Below are 18,706 nucleotides of genomic sequence, written 5' to 3'. Positions count from 1 at the left end.
CGATGAGCGAGCCGGAACTGATCGTCCGATTCACCGACGCCGACGCGGCCCGCGAGCTGCGCACCGATGTCCGGGCAGGCCTGACCGACAGTCCGAAGTGGTTGTCGCCCAAGTGGTTCTACGACGCGGTCGGCAGCGACCTGTTCGAGCAGATCACCGTTTTGCCGGAGTACTACCAGACCCGCGCCGAGCAGCAGATCCTGTCCCGGCACGCGCTGGAGATCGCCGAGGTCACCGGCGCGGCCACCCTCGTCGAGCTCGGGTCCGGATCTTCGGAGAAGACCCGGCTGCTGCTCGACGCGTTGCGCAAGAACGAGACCCTGCAGCAGTTCGTGCCGCTGGACGTCTCGGGTGCCGCGCTGCGCGCGGCGGTGGAGTCGATCGCGCTGGACTACCCGGATCTGCGGGTGCGCGGTGTCGTCGACGACTTCACCAGCGGGCTGAGCGCCCTGCGCGCGGGCACCGGGCGTCTGGTGGCGTTTCTCGGTGGCACGATCGGAAATCTGCTGCCCGTCGAGCGTGCGGTGTTCTTCGCCGCGGTGCGGTCGGCGTTGCGGCCGGGGGAGTGGCTGCTGCTGGGCACCGATCTGGTCAAGGACCGGCAGCGGCTGGTCAGCGCCTACGACGACGCGCGCGGCGTGACCGCGGAGTTCAACCGCAACGTGCTTCGGGTGCTCAACCGCGAGCTCGGTGCCGACTTCGTTCCCGAGCGGTTCCGGCACGTGGCGTTGTGGAACGCCGAGCAGGAGTGGATCGAGATGCGGCTGCGGGCGGAAGCGCCGATGCGGGTCCGGCTGGCGGAGCTGGCGCTGACCGTCGACTTCGCCGCGGGCGAGGAGATCCGCACCGAGATATCGGCGAAGTTCCGGCGCAACCGGGTTCGCGACGAGCTCTCCCTGGCGGGCTTCGACCTACACCATTGGTGGCTCGACGACGCCGGCGACTTCGCTCTGTCCCTCGCCGTGGCCCGCTGACGCGGCCCGGTCGAGCTGATCGGTGAACAAATCCGCCGATCACCCCACCAGCGGGTGATCGGGGTGGCGTGGCGCGCCGCGGACCCGACCATTTGCGTTGTCGGTGTTCGTTTTTCCCAGAAAGGACGATCTCGATGCGTCTGCGCGCAACCGTCACCGCCGCACTCGGTGCGGCCGGTCTGCTGCTTTCCCTGCCCGGCTCGGCGCTCGCGGCAGAAGGTGAATTCTTCTACTCGTTCGACCGCTTCGGCGCGGTTCAACGGGATGCGCTGTTCGACCCGGACGGGGAGGTCTGCCACCGGCTCGACCTGCCGAACTCGTACACCCCGGCCTACCGGGTGCAGAACGAGACCAACGCGACGGCGGTCGTCTTCCTGGACCCGAGCTGCGACTCGGACGTGTACTTCGTGCTGCGTCCGGGACAGCACGCCCCGGCTGGCGTCGAGGTGCGATCCGTGACCTTCTCGCGCTGACCGCTGCAACCGACCGCACCCGCCCGAAACTCGGGCGGGTGCGGTTCGTTTTGCGCGGAGCGCGGTTCGCGTGGTTGCCCATCCACCCGCACCGCAACGCAAAACCGGTTCACGACGGGACCGTCATCCCGGGACGGTCAGGGGTTGCGCGGATCCGGTTGAAGCCAGGCAGCGCGCGCACGGCATGCCCGCTGGCCTGTTGGACACCTCGGCCAGATCCGCCGGGATCTCCAGGCCGCAGAAGGTCAGCCAGTACTCCGGAATTCCGCTGTCCGGGACGGCCGCGAGATGCGCGTCGCGGCGGGATTCGCCGACCACGCCGAAGGCGAAGCGGACCACGACGGCGCCGTTCACGACGCGATCCCGCCAAGCCGCTTGGCCGCTCGCATGCATTCCGCGCAGGTCGGCCATCCCGCGACGGCGTGCCGCAGCTGCTCGGCCGGTTGCCAGTGGTGCTTGGTTTGGAACATTTTCCCCCACCTCCGGGGACGGGACGGGCACGCCGGGATCGAGTGACGTGCGGTAGGGGAGCTTGACCCGTTCGGTCCAATGCCAACTGCGGATCATGATCGTCTCATCACACGATCGGCGCAGCTATCGAATGTCCCGGGCACGCTTGGTCATCAATGCCTGTCTTCGGTCTTGTTCTTGAAGCGACGTCAGCAGTTCGGTCCGCGTGAGCAATTCGCACCGCTACCCGCGGAACGAGTGTGAAAACACGGTCCTAGAACGGTCCGGACAGCGCGAGTTCAGCGGCGATGACCAGCACCGGAACCGGCGACGCCAGTGACCTTTCGGCTGCTCGAAAACCAAGTGGTTGCGCGGGAAACCAACCTGCGCAGCCGCCACAAAGGCCAGCCGCGCACCGACAGCCACTGGGGGGAGGTGCCGTCAGTACGCGGCCAGCGGCCTCAGGTTACACCCGCCGCCCCGACGCGTTTCTCCGGTTGCCGCAACGAGGTCGGGACGGTCAGGTCCCCGGACGAAGGTCGGCATCGCGGCGGCTGCTCCTCTGGTCCATCCGGTGAAACCGGTGCGTTGGACGACCGCGTCGAGTTCGATGGCGTGCGGATCGTGGCGTCGACGGCCGGGCGGGCGAGTCCGGTGAGCCGGATTCCCGCGCCGCTGAGGATGATCCGCATCGTCCGGTCGCCGACGGCGGCGGTCCCGAGGCTCACGAGGTGCCGGATGGCGGTGGTGAGCATCGGCTCCGCGCATCCCGGTGGCCCGCTGAGCACAGTGGACCGAGCGGATCCAGTGGGAAGTCGCCGTGGAGTCCCTTCGCCGCGCGGCGGCGCGCGTGCCGGAGCGCTTCCGGCGCGACGCCGTGCGCGGTCCCCGCTGGTCGGTCACGGCCGGTCGGAGTTGTGCAGATCCCAGGCCAATAGCGCGACGTGCAGGGACACCAGGGATTCCGGCGTGTCCAGGGAAACCCCGAGCAGCTGCTCGATGCGGGCCAGTTGGGCGTAGTACGCGGTGCGGGACAGGTGCGCCGCCGTTGCCGCCGCGGACTTGTTGCCCCCGTGCTGGCAAAGCGAGCGCAGCGCGTCCACCAGCCGTTCATGGGCCAGGATCGGACCCAGTTCGCGTTCGGCGAACGCGGTCAGCCGCTCATCGCCGCGCAGCAGGTGCAGCAGGCCGCGCAGCCGAACGTCGTCGAGCCGGTGGAACTCCCGGGTGCCGTCGGCGACGTGCAGGGCCGCTTCCGCGACCTGCCCGGCCTCGGCGAGCGTCCGGCGTGCTCCGGAGATCGAACCGACGGTGCTGCCGACCGCGACCACCACGGGCAGGGAGTGCGCACCGGCGGACCGGCGCACATCAGCCGCCAGGCGGGTCAGGACGGCGTCGGTATCAGCGGTGCGCAGCACCACCAGGGCCCGGACCGTGAGGTCGTCGACCACCCCGACCAGCACCGGCAGCTTCGCCTTGCGCGCGGCGAGCGCGGTCGCCTCGGCGAGATCCCGCAGCAGCTGCTGGGTTTCCAGCGCCGGGGCGAGCGTCGTGGTGGTGCGCAGGCGGACCGCGATGCCCAGCAGCGGGCCGTCGAGCGGCACACCGACGCCTGCGGCGCGTGCGGCCAGATCCGCGGCGTCGGCGTTGCCCGCGAGCAGTTCGGTGATCAGGGTGCGGTGCGTCTGGCGTTCCAGGCTCTCCCGGTCGCGGGTCACCAGCCGGTTCACCGCCAGCGCCGACGCGGCCCGCTCGGCCACCACGACGTGCCGGTGCGGCGGCTGCGGGCCGAGCATCACCAGCCGTCCCCAATCGTCGCCGCGCGCCCCGACCACCGTGGTCAACCACTGCTGGTCCGGGTCGTAGGAGGTGCGGCCGGACTGCACCACCGCGCGGGAGCGCTCCGACCACTCCGACAGCAGCGCGACCGGATCCTGCCCGGCCGCGTCGTAGGCGAGCACTTGGTGCGCGAGGGTTTCCAGGACGACGGGATGACCGACGATCCGAGCGGCTTCGCGCAGCACCGAAGCCGGTTCGGCGCCCGAGGTGGTAAGCGCGGTGAAGGTGTCGTGGATCGCGTGCGTCGCGCGCAGCTCGGCCAGTTGGGCGTCGCGGATCCGGGCGATCACCGCCTCGGTGACGGCGACGAACTTCGTCTCCTCCGCCAGCGTCACCAGCGGCAGATCGTGCCGGTGCGCCGCGTCCACCAGCGCCACCGGGACTCGATCGCGCCACCTGCGCACCAGCTCCACGACCACCCCGCACACCCCGACCGCGGCGAGCTCGTCGACGTAGCGGACCAGCTCCGCGGGCTCGTCGGGCAGCGCGATACCGGTGGTCAGCACCAGCTCGCCGCCACTGAGCAGCGGTGCGATGTCGGCGATCTCGGCGACGTGCACCCAGCGCACCCGGCCGTCCAGGCCGGACGCCCCGGCGATCACCCGCGGTTTGCCGCTGCGCAGCACCGGCAGGTCGAGCACCTCGGAGACGGTCGGCAGCGCCAGCACATCCGGCGAGATCGGCTTCATCAGACCCCTTCCCGATGCACACACTGTAAGGCGCCACTGGCGAGATCAGCGCATGTTGTCCGTGGTGGTCGCTTGGATCGGCCGGGAAGACTGGTGCGCGGACCGCCCACCCACCTGCTCGCGAAGAGGACCGATGACCGAATCTGATCTGGTGGCACGGCATCGCGCCGCCCTGCCCAGCTGGCTCGCCCTGTACTACGAGGACCCCATCGAGATCGTCAGCGGCTCGGGGCGGCACGTCACCGACGCCGCGGGCAACACCTACCTGGACTTCTTCGCCGGGATCCTGACCAACGCCATCGGCTACGACGTCGCCGAGATCAGCGATGCGATCCGCCGCCAGGTCGACACCGGCATCCTGCACACCTCCACGCTGTACCTGATCCGGCAGCAGGTGGAGCTGGCCGAGCGGATCGGCGAGCTGTCCGGGCTGGCCAACCCCAAGGTGTTCTTCACCAGCTCCGGCACCGAGGCCAACGAGACCGCGCTGCTGCTGGCCACCCAGTACCGGCACAGCAACCAGGTCCTCGCGCTGCGCAACTCCTACCACGGGCGCGCCTTCGGCACCCTCGGCGTGACCGGCAACCGCGGCTGGTCGGCCAGTTCGCTGTCCCCGGTCAAGGTCAGCTACGTGCACGGCGGCTACCGGTACCGCAGCCCGTTCCGGGACCGCTCCGACGCCGACTACATCGCGGCTTGCGTCGACGACCTGCGCGAGGTCATCGAGACCACCACGGCCGGGGATGTGGCCTGCATGATCGCGGAGCCGATCCAGGGCGTCGGCGGGTTCGCCACGCCGCCCGACGGCCTCTTCGGCGCGTTCGCCGAAGTGCTGGAGGAGTACGGCATCCTGCTGATCTCCGACGAGGTGCAGACGGGTTGGGGCCGCACCGGTGAGCACTTCTGGGGCATCCAGGCGCACGGCGTGGCCCCGGCCGCGATGACCTTCGCCAAGGGCCTGGGCAACGGGGTGGCCATCGGCGGGGTGGTCGCCGAGGCGGAGCTGATGGACTGCCTGACCGCGAATTCGATCTCCACCTTCGGCGGCAACCCGATCTCCACCAGCGCCGCCTCGGCCGCCCTGGACTACCTGCTGGACCACGACTTGCAGGGCAACGCCGCCAAGCTCGGCTCCCGGCTGCTGGACGGTTTGCGGGGGCTCGCCGAGCAGTGCCCGCTGATCGGCGATGTGCGCGGCAAGGGCCTGATGATCGGCGTCGAACTGGTCGAACCCGGCACCCGGCGACCCGCTGCGATGTCGGCCACGCGGGTGATGGAACTGGCCAAGCAGCGCGGGATGTTGGTAGGCAAGGGCGGGCTGCACGGCAACGTCCTGCGCCTGGCGCCGCCGATGACGCTGACCGAGGATGAAGCGGCGCAGGCGCTGCAGATCCTCACCGAAACCATCTCGCTGGCCGAGCAGGAGCTCCACGCATGACCGAATTGATCAGAACCGAATTGATCAGGCACTGGATCGCGGGCAAGTTCGACGACGCGACCCCGCAGCGCACCGGAGACGTCTTCGACCCCGCCACCGGCAAGCTGACCAAGCGGGTCGCGTTCGCCTCGGAGTCCGATGTGGACACCGCGGTGGCGAAGGCGGCCGAGGCCCTCAAGACTTGGCGGCACACCTCGCTGGCGCGGCGCTCGAACGTGCTGTTCGCCTTCCGGGAACTGCTCAACCAGCGCAAGGGCGAGCTCGCCGAGATCATCACCGCCGAGCACGGCAAGGTCGTCTCCGACGCCGCTGGCGAGGTTCAGCGCGGTCTGGAGAACGTCGAATACGCCTGCGGCATCCCGAACCTGCTCAAGGGCGGGTTCTCGGCGAACGCCTCGACCAGCGTCGACGTGCACTCGGTTCGGCAGCCGGTGGGTGTCGTCGGGGTGATCTCGCCGTTCAACTTCCCGGCCATGGTGCCGCTGTGGTTCGTGCCGGGCGCCATCGCCTGCGGCAACACCGTGGTGCTCAAGCCCAGCGAGAAGGACCCGTCGGCGGCCAACTTCATCGCGCAGCTGTGGCACGAGGCCGGGCTGCCAGACGGCGTGCTCAACGTGGTGCACGGCGACAAGGTCGCGGTCGACGCGCTGCTGGCGCACCCGACGGTCAAGGCGGTGTCGTTCGTCGGCTCCACCCCGGTGGCGCGCTACGTGTACGAGACCGGCACCGGCAACGGCAAGCGGGTGCAGGCGCTCGGCGGGGCGAAGAACCACATGGTGGTGCTGCCGGACGCCGACCTCGACCTGGCCGCCGACGCCGCGGTGTCCGCCGGATTCGGCTCGGCGGGGGAGCGGTGCATGGCGATCTCGGCGGTCGTCGCGGTCGACCCGGTCGGCGACGAGCTGGTGGCCAAGATCGCCGAGCGGATGGCGAAGCTCAGCGTCGGCGACGGCCGCCGCAGCTGCGACATGGGGCCGCTGGTCACCGCCGCGCACCGGGATCGGGTCACGTCGTACGTGGCAGCGGGGTTGTCCGCCGGGGCGGAACTGGTGGTCGACGGGCGCGGAGTGCGCGTGGACGGCGAATCCGACGGGTTCTGGCTCGGGCCGACGCTGTTCGACAACGTGGGCACCGACATGTCCATCTACACCGACGAGATCTTCGGGCCGGTGCTGTCGGTGCTGCGGGTGCCCAGCTACGCCGCGGCGATCGAGGTGCTCAACAACAACCCGTACGGCAACGGCACGGCGATCTTCACCGCGAACGGCGGCGCCGCTCGGCAGTACTGCGAGGAGGTCGAGGTCGGCATGGTCGGCGTGAACGTGCCGATCCCGGTGCCGGTGTCGTACTACTCCTTCGGCGGCTGGAAGGACTCGCTGTTCGGCGACGCGCACGCCTACGGGCCGGATGGCATCCAGTTCTACACCCGCTCCAAGGTCGTCACCACGCGCTGGCCGGACCCCTCGCACGGCGGCGTCAACCTCGGATTCCCGCAGAACAACTGACGGCTGCCCAGCCTGCACGAAGGGTCACCGACCGGCTCTCTAGGCTCTCCGAGCGTGGAAGAGCTGGAACTGCGACCCGTCCAGGAAGACGACCTCGCCGCACTGGAGCGGTTGATCAACGATCCGGCGTCCGCCGCGCCGTACAACTGGTGGGGCTGGCGGAAACCGGGCCTGATGGCCAAGCGGTGGGAGGAGACCGGACTGCTGGGTGACGAGCAGGGCGTGATGCTGGTCGTCGCCCAGCAGGAACTGGTCGGTTTCGTGTCCTGGCACCGAGTGGAGACCGGTCCGAGGTCGCACTGCTGGGAGATCGGCGTCAACCTCCAGCCGGATTCCCGCGGCCGCGGGCACGGCACCGAAGCGCAGCGGTTGCTGGTGCGGTACCTGTTCGCCAATACCCAGGTCAACCGCATCGAAGCGGGCACCGAGCTGACCAACGTCGCCGAGCAGCGCGCGCTGGAGAAGGCCGGGTTCACCCGCGAAGGCGTGCTGCGCGGCTACGGTTTCCGCAACGGCCAATGGCGGGACTGCGTGCTGTACAGCATCCTGCGCGCCGAAGTGGATCTGAATTCGCGGTGATCCGGGTCCGCCCCGGCGGGATCGGCAGCACCAGTTGGTCGGGTTCGCCGGTCGCGGTCGGGCGCGATCTCCTACGCTCGCGGGCATGCCCGCGCTCAGTCCTCGGTCGGTCCTGGAAGGCCGCAGCTCCAACCGCGCCCCGATACCGCTGATCATCGGCCTGGTGGTCTCCGGCGTCTGCCTGCTGCTGGCGCTGACGTTCTACCTGGTGCAGGGCGGGCCGGTAGATGTGGTGATCGGGACGGGGTTGGCGCTGCCGACCGCGATCGTGCTCATCGCGCTGATCCTGTTGATCGACCGGTTGGAACCCGAGCCGCAGCTCAACCTGTGGCTGGCGTTCGGGTGGGGTGCCGGGGTGGCGATCATCGGTGCGCTGATCGTGAACACCGGCAGCGAGATCCTGATGGCACCGGCGCTGGGACCGGAGTTCGCCTCGGCGGTCACCACGTCGATCGTGGCGCCGGTCGTCGAGGAGAGCTTCAAGGGCGCGCTGCTGCTGTACCTGCTGTGGGTGCGGCGGCACGAGATCGACGGACCGACCGACGGGATCGTCTACGCGGCGATGTGCGGGCTGGGTTTCGCGCTGGTCGAGAACGTCCTGTACTACATGCAGGGGCTGGGCGCGGCCAGCGGCGAGATCTGGGTGACGGTGCTCATCCGCGGGGTGATCGCACCGCTGGGGCACCCGCTGTACACCGCGATGACCGGGCTCGGTGTCGCCTACGCCGCCACCCATCGCGGTCCGGGTCGGTTCTTCGCCGTGGTCGGTGGTTGGTGCGGCGCGGTGTTCCTGCACGCGCTGTGGAACGGCAGCGTCACGCTGGCCGGTTTCGCGGGTCTGGTGGTGGCGTACCTGGTGGAGTTCCTGGTGCTCATCGGGTTGATCGTGGTCTTGGTGCTGGACCGCAAGCGGCTGGTGCGGCTGATCCGCACCTACCTGCCCGCCTACATCCCGAGCGGCCTGGTGCAGCCGGGCGATGTGCGGATGCTGGGCAGTCTGTCCGGACGGCGCAACGCCCGGCACTGGGCGCGCACGCAGGCGGGCACGACCGGGGCGCGTGCGATGGGCGACTACCAGTTGGCGGCCACCGAGCTGGCGCTGCTGCACGCGCACGCCGAGAAGGCGACGATCCCGCCGGAGAAGTTCTTCGCGCGGCGGGACGCGATCCTGAGGTTGATGCGGACCGCGCGCGATGCGTTCTTCCGGCGGATGCCGCAGGCACCCCCGCCGCCGTGGGCGCGCCAGGAGCGGTCCGGGTTCTTCGCCCCGCCAGCGCAGCTGACGGCGGCGCAGCTGCCGAGGTATCAGCAGCGCCCGCCGGGACACCAGCCGCCGCCGGGGCACCGTCCGCCGCCGCCCGGCCCGCGCCCCGGTTGGCCGGGACCGCCCAGGTGAGCATCGGTACCTGCTTGGCCGCACGGACTCGACGGCCGCGGGCAGGCACCGCTGCCCAGAACGAGTTCAACCGCAGTTTGTTTCAGAAGGTGCGGATTCGTGGCCACAGGGTGGACCACCGCTGCTTCGGGTCCTGGTAGAGGGTGAGTTCGTTGCCCTGGGCCATGTTCACCAGGCCGGTTTCGACCGTGCCGAGCTCGCGGTGCCCTCCGAAATACGGCGCCAGGGGCTGATCGGTGCCGACGTACAGCACGGTGTCGGCGGTTTCCGGTGGTGCGCCGAAGAACCAGTAGCCGCGGTGCGGGCTGTAGGCGCGGGGTAGGCCGACCTCCCGGCCGTAGACGTCGAGGGCGGCGGCCAGGTAGTAGTTCTCGGCCAGGACAGCTGTGTGGCGTTGCCGATCGGGCGGCAACGCCTGGTATTCGCGCGCGACGGTTCGCACCAGGGCGGGCCAGCCCGTTTCGTAGAGGCGCGGGTAGCTGGGGAATTCGGGGTGGCGGGCCAGGAAGTCCAGCGGGTAGATCGGCAGCACCGCCAGCGGCAGGATCGCCGAGGCCAGGTATGCGGGCCATTGCAGCTTCTTCGCTCGGTGCCGCAGGCCGACGGCCGCCGCCGCGAAGAGCAACCCGTACAGGCCCGCGACGTAGTTCGGACGGCCACCGGCGATCAGGAAGCACAGCAGCACCGCGATCGTGGTCCAGCCGAGGAACCGGAACGGGTGCATCGCCGGGGCCCGCAGCAGTTGGACCAGGCCGTAGCAGCAGAACACCGCTCCCACCACGATGCCCGCGTAGAACAGGGCGGTGGGCACCAGGAACAGCCGGTCGTTCTCGTTGTTCACCGCGGTGCCCATGTCCAAGGCGGGCCAACCGTTGGTGGCCTGCCACCACAGCGTCGGGATCGCCGTCAGCGCCGGGATCGCCGCCGCGACCCAAAACAGGGGTCTGCGGAAGATGGTTCGCGGGCCGACGATCGCGATGCTCAGCAGCAGCGCGGCGATCAGGGCCACCACCTGGAATTTCGTTTGCAGCGCAAGGGCTGTGACCAGGCCGATGTGGACGAGCAGGCGGTCTCGGCGGATTCCTCGATCGTTCAGCCTGCTCCAGCGGATCACCAGCCAGGCGATCGTGGTCCACTGCAGGGGTTCCATCGTGGACGCCGTCAGCCAGTGACCGCCCAGCAGCAGCCACGGGGACAGCGGATAGGCCGCTGCGGCAAGGGTTTGGGCCCGGCCGCCGCCACCCAGTTCGCGGGCTATGAGGGCCGTGACGACTACGCCCAGTGCCGTCACCAGCGCCGAGGGTAATCGAAAGGCCAGCAGTGAGTTGGGGAACGCGGTGTCGAGGAACGCCGCCAGCAGGGGGACCAGTGGTTGTTGGTCCATGTAGTCCCACGCCGGGTAGAACTTCCCCGCGGCCAGGAAGTAGAGCTCATCGGTGACGTAGTCGTAACGCGTTGTGAGGATCGCCAGCAGTGCCGCGACGAGTGCGGCGATGGTCAGGACCCGCAGGCGGGCGAACGGCGGCAGCAGGCAGGGGAGGCGCTGCGTGCTTTCGGTCGCGGGGAAGGGTTTGGTTCTCGTGGACATCTGCTTCCCCTGGGCGTTGCGCGTTCTCGGCGCAGTTTATCCGGCCGGGCTCGCCGCGGGGTGGTTCTCGGTGATTTGTCGCCGACGGCCGACGCTATGGTCCTCAATGGACACTTCTTTGCGGCTCCTCGGCTGCGCTGCGGTCGGCTGACTTCCGCCGCGAGTCGACGAGTTGAACCCGCGTGTCGAACTGAAGTCATATCGAATAGCACTATTGACATATCAACACCGAATGCCCAGGATCTCCAGGGCATGAAAGGACGTGGCCTCCCGCTGCACGCGCGGGTGCGCAGGGAGCTGGAGGCACGAATCCAGGACGGCCGGTGGGGCCCCGGAACCCGGATCCCCACCGAATCGGAGCTCGGCGAGCAGTTCGGGGTCTCCCGGATCACCGTGCAGCGCGCACTCCGGGACCTGGCCGATACCGGGATGGTCGTGCGATACCGGCGGCGCGGCACCTTCGTCGCGCACACCGCCGGGGAGCACAACCTGCTCCGGGCGACCGGGCTGCTGGTCAGCGGTCCCGAGATGCACGGTGATCACCGGGTGATCAACGCGCAGGTGCTGCCCGCCGGACAAGCCGCTCTGGAGTTGCCGGGTCTTTCCGGCGATGAAGCCGTCGTCCAGGTCGAACGCCACAAGCTGAGCGCGGACGGCACGCGGGTCGTGATCGCCGAACTCGCCGTGCTGCCCTTCCGCGTGGCGCCCGACCTGCTCGATCAACCACTGGTCACCACCACAACGCACCTCTACCTCCGCGATCGCGGGGTCGAGCTGGGGCGCAGTCGGCTCTACGTGGAGCCCTACGCCCTGGACGACGCGCACGCCGAAACATTCGGACTGCCCGCCGGAACACCGGTCTTCCGCTGGTTGCGGATCACCTGGGCCACCGACGGGGAGGTCGTCGAGCTCTTCCGCGCGATCCTGCCCGCCGATTCGTCCCGGTTCTACGTCGAATCCTCGCTCAGCGGCCCACCGTCCTGAGCGGCGCAGCACCACCATTCCCGCTCTGCTCGGGGCCTTCCTCTCTTCAGGAGACGACCATGCGTTCACGCCGTTTCTTGCTCACCACGCTTGGCGCCGTCGCTGGCGCGGCCCTGCTCGCCCTCACCGGATGCGCCCCGCCCAACCCGTCGGCCGGGGCTGGAACGCTGGTCGTCGCCGGTTATGGCGGCTCCTTCGAAACCGCGCTGCGGCAGTCCGTCATCCCCGAGTTCGAGCAGACCTGCGGCTGCAAGGTCACCTACATCCCCGGTTCCTCCACCGACAGCATCGCCAAGATCAAGGCGCAGCAGTCCAGCCCGCAGATCGACGTCGCGCTGCTCGACGACGGACCGCAGGCGCAGGCCGTGGAAGCCGGGCTGCTCGCCCCGCTGGACACCAAGGTGGTGCCCGTCGACCAAGTCGTGGATGTGGCGCGGCTGCCCGGGGACACCGGCGTCGGGTTCGGCATGACCGCCACCGGCATCGCCTACCAGCCCGAATGGTTCGCGCAGCACGGCATTCCGGCGCCCACCAAGTGGATGGACCTCGCCGATCCGCGGCTCAAGGGTGCGCTGGTGCTGCCCTCCATCACCAACACCTACGGGATCGGGTTGCTGGTCGGGGCGGCCACCGCCAACGGCGGTTCCGAGCAGAACATCCAGCCGGGCTTCGAAGCCGCGCGCAAGATCGCCGACAACGCCGTCACCTTCGACACCACCGCCGACGTGTCCAACTACTTCCTGCAGGGCCAGGCCGCGGCCTCGGTCTGGGGTGTGTCGCGGGCGTCTACCCTGGCCGAGAAGAACTTCCCGGTGCGGTTCGTCTACCCGGCCGAAGGCGCGCTCGCGCTGGTGACCACCGCGAACGTGGTGAACAAGGCGCCGCACGGCGAGCTGGCGCAGAAGTTCGTCGCCCACCTGCTGGACAAGAAGGTGCAGGACGACCTCGCCAAGGCCACCTACGACGGCCCCACCGTCCGGGGTGTGCCGGTCGATCCCGCGCTGGCCGGGAAGGTCGTCGGCCCCGACGAGATCGACAAGCTGCGCAAGCTGGACTGGCCGCTGATCAACCAGCAGCGCTCGGCCTGGACCGACCAGTGGAACAAGCAGGTGGAGGTCCGGTGACCACGCTGACCGAAACGGCCACCCGAGGTCGGCTCCGGCTGACCGACGTGCGCAAGAGCCTCGGCGGCAAGGAGATCGTGCGGGGCATCGAGCTGCGCACCGAGCCAGGCGAGTTCCTCACGCTGCTCGGGCCGTCGGGTTGCGGCAAGACGACCACCCTGAACATCGTCGCTGGGCACCTGCTGCCGGATTCCGGTGTTGTCGAGGTCGACGGCCGGGAGCTGACCAACACGCCACCGCATCGCCGGACCATGGGGATGGTCTTCCAGTCCTATGCGCTGTTCCCGCACATGACGATCGCCGACAACGTCGGATTCGGCCTTCGGATGCGCGGGACCGGTCGGGCCGAGCGGGCCCGCAAGGTCGCCGAGGCGCTGGCGATGGTCGGCCTCGACGGGATGGCCGAGCGCTATCCCCGGCAGCTCTCCGGCGGTCAGCAGCAGCGGGCGGCGCTGGCCAGGGCGCTGGTCGTGGAACCCGACCTGCTGCTGCTCGACGAGCCCTTCTCGAACCTCGACGCCCAGTTGCGGGTCCGGCTGCGCGACGAGGTCGTGGCGCTGCAACGCCGCATCGGCACCACCACGATCCTCGTCACGCACGACCAGGAGGAGGCGCTGGCCGTCTCCGATCGGATCGCCGTGATGGACCAGGGCGTGATCCACCAGATCGACATCCCGCGCGAGGTCTACCTGCGGCCCGCGACCGATTTCGTCGCCCAGTTCATCGGCGAGGTCAACGTGCTCGACGGCACCTCCGAGGGCGGTTCGGTCTGCCGGGTCGCGGATGCGGTGGTCTCGGCCGATCCGGTCGGCGGCCAACCGTCGGCGGGCGATGGCGTTCGGCTCTACGTGCGGCCGGAAGCGGTTCGGTTGGCGGCTGCGGCCAGCGACGGGCCGGGGCTGCCCGGCACCGTTCGCGCCACCCGGTTCCTCGGTTCCAAGGCCCGCTGCACGGTGTCCACAGCGGCCGGTGACATCGAGGTTTCCCTGCCGTTCGGGGAAACCGTGCCGGACGAGGGTTCGGAGGTGAGGTGCAGTTGGCAACCGCAGCACGCGTCGCTGACCGTCCGGCGGCCGTGAGCGCCCGTCGAGGCCCGGTGTGGCGCACTGGGCTGCTGCTGGCCGCGCCCGCCATCGCGGTGTGCGTCCTGCTGTTCGTCGCGCCGCTGTTCACCTTGGTGTTCAACAGCTTCCGGACCCAGCAGGGCGATCTGACGCTGGCCAACTACATCAGGTTCCTCGGCGACCCGTTCTACCGCGACGTGCTGTGGCACACCCTGTGGATCGGAGCGCTGACCACGGCGGGCTGCCTGGTGCTGGGATATCCGTTCGCGGTGTACCTGCGCGGCCGCTCGCCGCGGGTGCGCAACTACCTCTCGCTGATCCTGCTCTCGCCGCTGCTGATCAGCATGGTCATCCGGGCCTACGGCTGGCTGGTGGTGCTGGGTCCCAACGGGCCGGTCGCCGCGCTGCTGGGCGTCTTCGGCATCCAGGAGCCGAAGCTGCTCTACACCGACACCGCCGTGGTCATCGGCATGGTGCACGTGATGTTCGCGTACATGGTGCTGCCGCTGATCGGCAGCCTGGACCGGATCGATCCCACCCTGGTGCCCGCCGCCAGAGGCCTCGGCGCCAGCGGCTGGAGCTGCTTCTGGCGGATCACGCTGCCGCTGTCGGCGCCGGGCATGCTGGCCGGATCGCTGATCGTGTTCAGCCTGACCGTCTCCAGCTTCGTCACCCCGGCCATCCTCGGTGGCCCGACCGTCAAGCTGATGCCGTACTTCGTCTACACCGAGGCGACCAACAGCCTGGACTGGCCGTACGCGGCGGCGATCGGCTTCATCCTGATCGTGGTGACCACGGTGCTCGTCTCCGCGTACGGCAGGCTGCTGCGCGGTCGTGACGCGAAGGGAACGTTCGCATGAATCGGGCGGTTCGGGCGCTGGGCGCCGGTTTCGCGACCCTGGTCGGGCTCTTCCTGCTCGCCCCGGTGCTGGTGACGATCGCTTCGTCGCTGACCACCACCAGCTACGTGTCCTTCCCGCCGAAGGGGCTGACGCTGCACTGGTACGTCGAGCTGCTGCACCGGCCGGAGTTCCTGGCCTCCTTCGCGCTCAGCATCGGCGTCGCGGCCGCCGCTGCCGCGGTGTCCACGCTGCTCGGGTTGGGTGCGGGGCTGGCGATGCACCGCTACCCGTTCCCCGGCCGAGCGGTGCTGGACAACCTGTTCTCCAGCGCGTTCGCGGTGCCGACGATCGTGCTCGGCATCGGGCTGCTGCAGTGGTTCGCGCAGCTGGGCATGGCGGCCAGCCCGCTGACGCTGCTGCTCGCGCACCTGATGCTGACCGTGCCCTACACGGTGCGGCTGGTGCTCGCCGGGCTCGCGGGACTGGACCGCTCCGCCGAGCGCGCGGCGGCCGGGCTGGGGGCTGCGCCGCTGCAGGTGTTCTGGCACGTCACGCTGCCCGCGCTGCGCGGTTCGTTGATCGCTGGCGCGTTCTTCGCGCTGATCACCTCGTTCGACGACCTCACGGTGGCGCTGTTCGTGGTGACCACGGACATGCAGACGCTGCCGGTGCGCATCTTCAACTACCTCCAGTACAACTACGACCCGACGGTGACCGCGGTCGGCACGCTGATGGTGCTGTTCGCGGTGGTGGCGGCCGTGGTCATCGAACGCGTCGTGGGGGTGGCACGGCTGTTCGGTTCGGAGGCGCAGCGCTGACCGCCGTGCCGGTACCGCCGGATTGGGTTACAACGGGCGCATGGCGGAAAACCGGGACAACCACGTTTCTGCCCTGCGACCGGGGCAGGTCGAGTCCAGGGACAACGGGGAGCGGTTCGGCTGCTCCGCCGGTGGATGCCTGGTGCAGCTGCGGCGTCGGATCGCCGAGCCGGGATTCGTGGTCACCGTCGACGCCGAACCGCGACCGGGCGAGTCGCGCGAGCTGATCACCCACGAATGGGCGGCCGCCAACGCGGCTTTCGACCGGTTCATGCACGAGTACTGACCCGGCTGTCCACAACGGACCACCGAGTGAGCGCGGGTCCGCCCTCGACCGCGCTCGCCCGGGGAGGCTTGCGGCCGGAACCGAGTTGGATTCAACATACGTTCTGCTCGCAGCTCACGAACCACGAACGCACCAGGTCGTTCCCGTCGAAGGTGTTGTGAGGTCATGGCAGCTACTCCACTGGACGCCGAGGTCGGCATCGTCGGAACCGGCACGACTGGCAGCATGCTCAGCTGGCAGTTGGCGCGCCGCGGCGTCGGCGCGCTGGCCTTCGAGCAGTTCGCGCCCGGCCACGACCGCGGCGCGGTGGGCGGCGAGACACGGCTGTTCCGGCTCGCCTACGCCGAAGGCGCGCAGTACGTGCCGCTGCTGCGGGATTCGCTGCGGCTGTGGCGGGAACTGGAAGCCGAATCCGGCGCCGACATCCTGACCCAGTGCGGGGGCCTGGCGATCGGCGACCCGGCGGCGGAGTACCTGGCCGGGCTGATCGACAGCGTCCACCGCACCGGTGTCGCGGTCGAGGTGCTGTCGAAAGGCGAAGCCGCGCAACGGTATCCGCAGCACCGGCTGCGCGATGGCGAAGTCGCGGTGCTCGACGAGCAGGCCGGTTTCCTGCGCTGCGAACAGGCGGTGCTCAGCGCGACCCGGGTCGCCGAACGCCTCGGGGCGCGGGTGCTGCGCTACACCGAGGTGACCGACATCGTCGAAGACGCCGACAACGTGCAGCTGCGCACCCCCGAGCGCACCTACCGGGTCGGCCAGGTGGTGGTGTGCGCGGGGGCCTGGGCGTCGCGGTTCCTGCCCGAGCGGTTGGCGGCGGCGGTGGATCCGCGCCGGGTCCTGCTCACCTGGTTCGGCACCGAGAACATCGACGACTACCGGCCGGAGCGATTTCCGATCTTCATCCACCACGGCGGCACGGCACACATCTACGGCACCCCGACGGTCGACGACGTCATGGTGAAGGTCGCCGGGGCCGTCGTCTCGCACTCGGTGCCGGATCCGGCGGCCGTGGACCGGCGGCACAGCTCGGCGGAGGTCTGCACCATCGCGGACGCGGTGCGGCGGATGCTGCCTGGACTGCACCCGCACCCGCTGCGCACCGACGCCTTCACCGACCTGTACACCTCCGACGGACATCCGCTGGTCGGTCGCGTCGGCGCTGGCCGCGTCGTGCTGGCCACCGGCCACTCCGGGCGCGGCTTCAAGTTCGCCACCGGCCTCGCGGCGGTGGTCGCCGACCTGCTCACCGGCACGGCCGACCCGCGCTACGAGTTCATGTCGCCGCATCGCCTGGCCTGACCGGCGCGGTTTCGCCGTCGAGTGCTGCGGGTAGTGCCAGGACAGCCAGGCACCGCAGTCGAAAGGATCAGCCATGACCACGGCGCGCGACATCATGCATTCCGGGGCTCAGTGCATCGGCGAGGACGAAAGCCTGTACAAGGCCGCGCAGATGATGCGCGACCTCAAAGTCGGATCGTTGCCGATCTGCGGTCGGGACGACCGGCTGCACGGCATCATCACCGACCGCGACATCGTCCTGCGCTGTTGCGCGGAAGGGCGCAACCCGGCCGAGGTGAAGGCCGGTGAACTGGCCCAGGGCACTCCGCACTGGGTGGAGGCCACATCCGACGTTGGTCAGGTGTTGTCGATGATGGAGCAGTACCAGATCCGGCGGGTGCCGGTCATCGCCGAGCACCGGCTGGTCGGCATGATCAGCGAGGCCGATCTGGCCCGGCACCTCACCGATGACCAGCTGGCGCACTTCGTGGAGAGCGTCTACGCGACCAAGTGATAGCTGCGCCCGGCGCCCGGTACCGAACCAGGCGCCGATGGTCGCCGCCCTTCGGCGAACTCCGAGCAGCGTTCGGGTGACAGGGTATTTATCCTGGTCAGTGCCCTCCCGACGAATCCGGGGCGAAGGGGGCTTAGAAATCAGATGACGACACGCGTGTTCGTGGTCGACGACCACGATGTGATTCGGCGGGGTATCGGCGCCCTGGTGGCGGCCGAGTCGGACCTCGAACTGGTCGGCGAGGCGGCGACGGTCGCCGAAGCGCTGGCCTGGGTGCCCAACGCCCAACCGCAGGTCGCCATCCTGGACGTCCGGTTGCCCGACGGCAACGGCGTCGAGCTGTGTCGTGAGCTGCGGTCGCAGCTGCCCGAGCTGCGCTGCCTGATGCTGACCTCCTTCGACGACCACGACGCGCTGATGGACGCGATCATGGCCGGTGCCGCCGGGTTCGTGCTCAAGGGCGTGGTCAGCGAGGAACTGGTCACCGCGATCCGCACCGCCGGGGCCGGCCAGTCGCTGCTGAGCCCGAAGAAGACCGAGGCGATGCTGTCCTGGCTGCGCAAGGAGCAGCAGCAGGCCGATCCGCTGCGCGAACTGACCGCGCGGGAGCGGCAGGTGCTGGAACTGATAGGCGAGGGTCTCACCAACCGGGAGATCGCCAAGCGCATGTACCTCGCCGAAAAAACGATCAAGAACTACGTGTCCCAAATGCTGGCGAAGCTGGCGATGCGGCACCGCAGCGAGGCCGCCGTGCTGGCCACCGAGCTGCGGTTGGACCGCGATTCGCGCAACAAGCGCTGAGCTGGGTGCGGCGGGAGGCCCTCATGTCGTCACAGCCCCCGGACGTTTCGTCCGCGGAGTT

General features: G+C 69.5%; 19 protein-coding genes. 15 read left to right on the top strand and 4 right to left on the bottom strand.

Features of this window, described 5'->3' with window-relative positions:
• Positions 1–2 precede the first annotated feature (2 nt).
• Both egtD and ACTWQN_RS14450 read left to right on the top strand, forming a co-directional pair.
• Positions 3–974, top strand: a complete 972-nt coding sequence (gene egtD / locus ACTWQN_RS14455; RefSeq protein ID WP_443203961.1) for an L-histidine N(alpha)-methyltransferase — start codon at positions 3–5, stop codon at positions 972–974.
• Positions 975–1,108: 134 nt separating this feature from the next.
• Positions 1,109–1,447 carry a hypothetical protein gene (locus tag ACTWQN_RS14450; RefSeq protein WP_443203960.1) on the top strand — a complete coding sequence of 113 codons (339 nt, stop codon included), beginning with the start codon at positions 1,109–1,111 and terminating at the stop codon, positions 1,445–1,447.
• A 123-nt stretch (positions 1,448–1,570) separates the two neighbouring features.
• Here ACTWQN_RS14450 and ACTWQN_RS14445 read toward each other — a convergent pair whose 3' ends face one another.
• The 3 genes from ACTWQN_RS14445 to ACTWQN_RS14435 all read right to left on the bottom strand — a co-directional run bounded on the left by ACTWQN_RS14445 (position 1,571) and on the right by ACTWQN_RS14435 (position 4,425).
• On the bottom strand, positions 1,571–1,801 hold the full coding sequence (locus ACTWQN_RS14445; protein ID WP_443203959.1) for a hypothetical protein: 231 nt from the start codon (positions 1,799–1,801) through the stop codon (positions 1,571–1,573).
• Between the two features lie 557 nt (positions 1,802–2,358).
• A complete protein-coding gene (locus tag ACTWQN_RS14440; protein WP_443203958.1) occupies positions 2,359–2,652 on the bottom strand; it encodes a hypothetical protein in 294 nt (97 codons plus the stop codon).
• 144 nt (positions 2,653–2,796) lie between these two features.
• Positions 2,797–4,425: a PucR family transcriptional regulator gene (locus ACTWQN_RS14435; protein WP_443203957.1), complete on the bottom strand. Its 1,629-nt coding sequence runs from the start codon at positions 4,423–4,425 to the stop codon at positions 2,797–2,799.
• A gap of 133 nt (positions 4,426–4,558) precedes the next feature.
• Between ACTWQN_RS14435 and ACTWQN_RS14430 the strand changes: the two genes are divergently transcribed.
• The 4 genes from ACTWQN_RS14430 (at position 4,559) to ACTWQN_RS14415 (ending at position 9,343) form a co-directional block, all read left to right on the top strand.
• Positions 4,559–5,863, top strand: coding sequence for an aspartate aminotransferase family protein (locus ACTWQN_RS14430; RefSeq protein ID WP_443203956.1), 1,305 nt, complete (start codon positions 4,559–4,561; stop codon positions 5,861–5,863).
• The gene (locus ACTWQN_RS14425; RefSeq protein WP_443203955.1) at positions 5,860–7,368 is read left to right on the top strand and encodes a CoA-acylating methylmalonate-semialdehyde dehydrogenase; all 1,509 of its coding nucleotides are present in this window, start codon (positions 5,860–5,862) and stop codon (positions 7,366–7,368) included. Before ACTWQN_RS14430 ends, ACTWQN_RS14425 begins: the two co-directional genes overlap by 4 nt.
• Before the next feature lie 54 nt (positions 7,369–7,422).
• On the top strand, positions 7,423–7,947 hold the full coding sequence (locus ACTWQN_RS14420) for a GNAT family N-acetyltransferase (protein ID WP_443203954.1): 525 nt from the start codon (positions 7,423–7,425) through the stop codon (positions 7,945–7,947).
• Positions 7,948–8,032: 85 nt separating this feature from the next.
• Positions 8,033–9,343 carry a PrsW family intramembrane metalloprotease gene (locus tag ACTWQN_RS14415; RefSeq protein WP_443203953.1) on the top strand — a complete coding sequence of 437 codons (1,311 nt, stop codon included), beginning with the start codon at positions 8,033–8,035 and terminating at the stop codon, positions 9,341–9,343.
• A gap of 82 nt (positions 9,344–9,425) precedes the next feature.
• On the opposite strand, the gene ACTWQN_RS14410 is transcribed toward ACTWQN_RS14415, so the two are convergent.
• Entirely contained in the window at positions 9,426–10,931 is a 1,506-nt protein-coding gene (locus ACTWQN_RS14410; protein WP_443203952.1) for an ArnT family glycosyltransferase, read from the bottom strand.
• Between the two features lie 252 nt (positions 10,932–11,183).
• Here ACTWQN_RS14410 and ACTWQN_RS14405 point away from each other — a divergent pair, with 252 nt between their 5' ends.
• The 9 genes from ACTWQN_RS14405 (at position 11,184) to ACTWQN_RS14365 (ending at position 18,645) form a co-directional block, all read left to right on the top strand.
• A complete protein-coding gene (locus tag ACTWQN_RS14405; RefSeq protein ID WP_443203951.1) occupies positions 11,184–11,915 on the top strand; it encodes a GntR family transcriptional regulator in 732 nt (243 codons plus the stop codon).
• Positions 11,916–11,974: 59 nt separating this feature from the next.
• Entirely contained in the window at positions 11,975–13,039 is a 1,065-nt protein-coding gene (locus tag ACTWQN_RS14400) for an ABC transporter substrate-binding protein (protein WP_443203950.1), read from the top strand.
• Positions 13,036–14,118 (top strand): ABC transporter ATP-binding protein, encoded by a 1,083-nt coding sequence (locus tag ACTWQN_RS14395; RefSeq protein WP_443203949.1) that lies wholly within the window; start codon positions 13,036–13,038, stop codon positions 14,116–14,118. Before ACTWQN_RS14400 ends, ACTWQN_RS14395 begins: the two co-directional genes overlap by 4 nt.
• Complete coding sequence (locus tag ACTWQN_RS14390; RefSeq protein WP_443203948.1) at positions 14,115–14,963, top strand: ABC transporter permease; 849 nt, start codon at positions 14,115–14,117, stop codon at positions 14,961–14,963. Before ACTWQN_RS14395 ends, ACTWQN_RS14390 begins: the two co-directional genes overlap by 4 nt.
• On the top strand, positions 14,960–15,763 hold the full coding sequence (locus tag ACTWQN_RS14385) for an ABC transporter permease (protein ID WP_443203947.1): 804 nt from the start codon (positions 14,960–14,962) through the stop codon (positions 15,761–15,763). Before ACTWQN_RS14390 ends, ACTWQN_RS14385 begins: the two co-directional genes overlap by 4 nt.
• Before the next feature lie 40 nt (positions 15,764–15,803).
• Complete coding sequence (locus ACTWQN_RS14380; protein ID WP_443203946.1) at positions 15,804–16,049, top strand: hypothetical protein; 246 nt, start codon at positions 15,804–15,806, stop codon at positions 16,047–16,049.
• A gap of 165 nt (positions 16,050–16,214) precedes the next feature.
• Positions 16,215–17,351 (top strand): N-methyl-L-tryptophan oxidase, encoded by a 1,137-nt coding sequence (solA, locus tag ACTWQN_RS14375; RefSeq protein WP_443203945.1) that lies wholly within the window; start codon positions 16,215–16,217, stop codon positions 17,349–17,351.
• Positions 17,352–17,424: 73 nt separating this feature from the next.
• Positions 17,425–17,844 (top strand): CBS domain-containing protein, encoded by a 420-nt coding sequence (locus ACTWQN_RS14370; RefSeq protein WP_443203944.1) that lies wholly within the window; start codon positions 17,425–17,427, stop codon positions 17,842–17,844.
• A gap of 144 nt (positions 17,845–17,988) precedes the next feature.
• Positions 17,989–18,645, top strand: a complete 657-nt coding sequence (locus tag ACTWQN_RS14365; RefSeq protein WP_443203943.1) for a response regulator — start codon at positions 17,989–17,991, stop codon at positions 18,643–18,645.
• Positions 18,646–18,706: the final 61 nt, after the last annotated feature.

The organism is Saccharopolyspora antiqui (assembly GCF_052246905.1).
Lineage (GTDB): Bacteria > Actinomycetota > Actinomycetes > Mycobacteriales > Pseudonocardiaceae > Saccharopolyspora.
The sequence above is the reverse complement of the archived record's forward strand: the minus strand, read 5'-3'. Positions and strand labels throughout refer to the sequence as shown.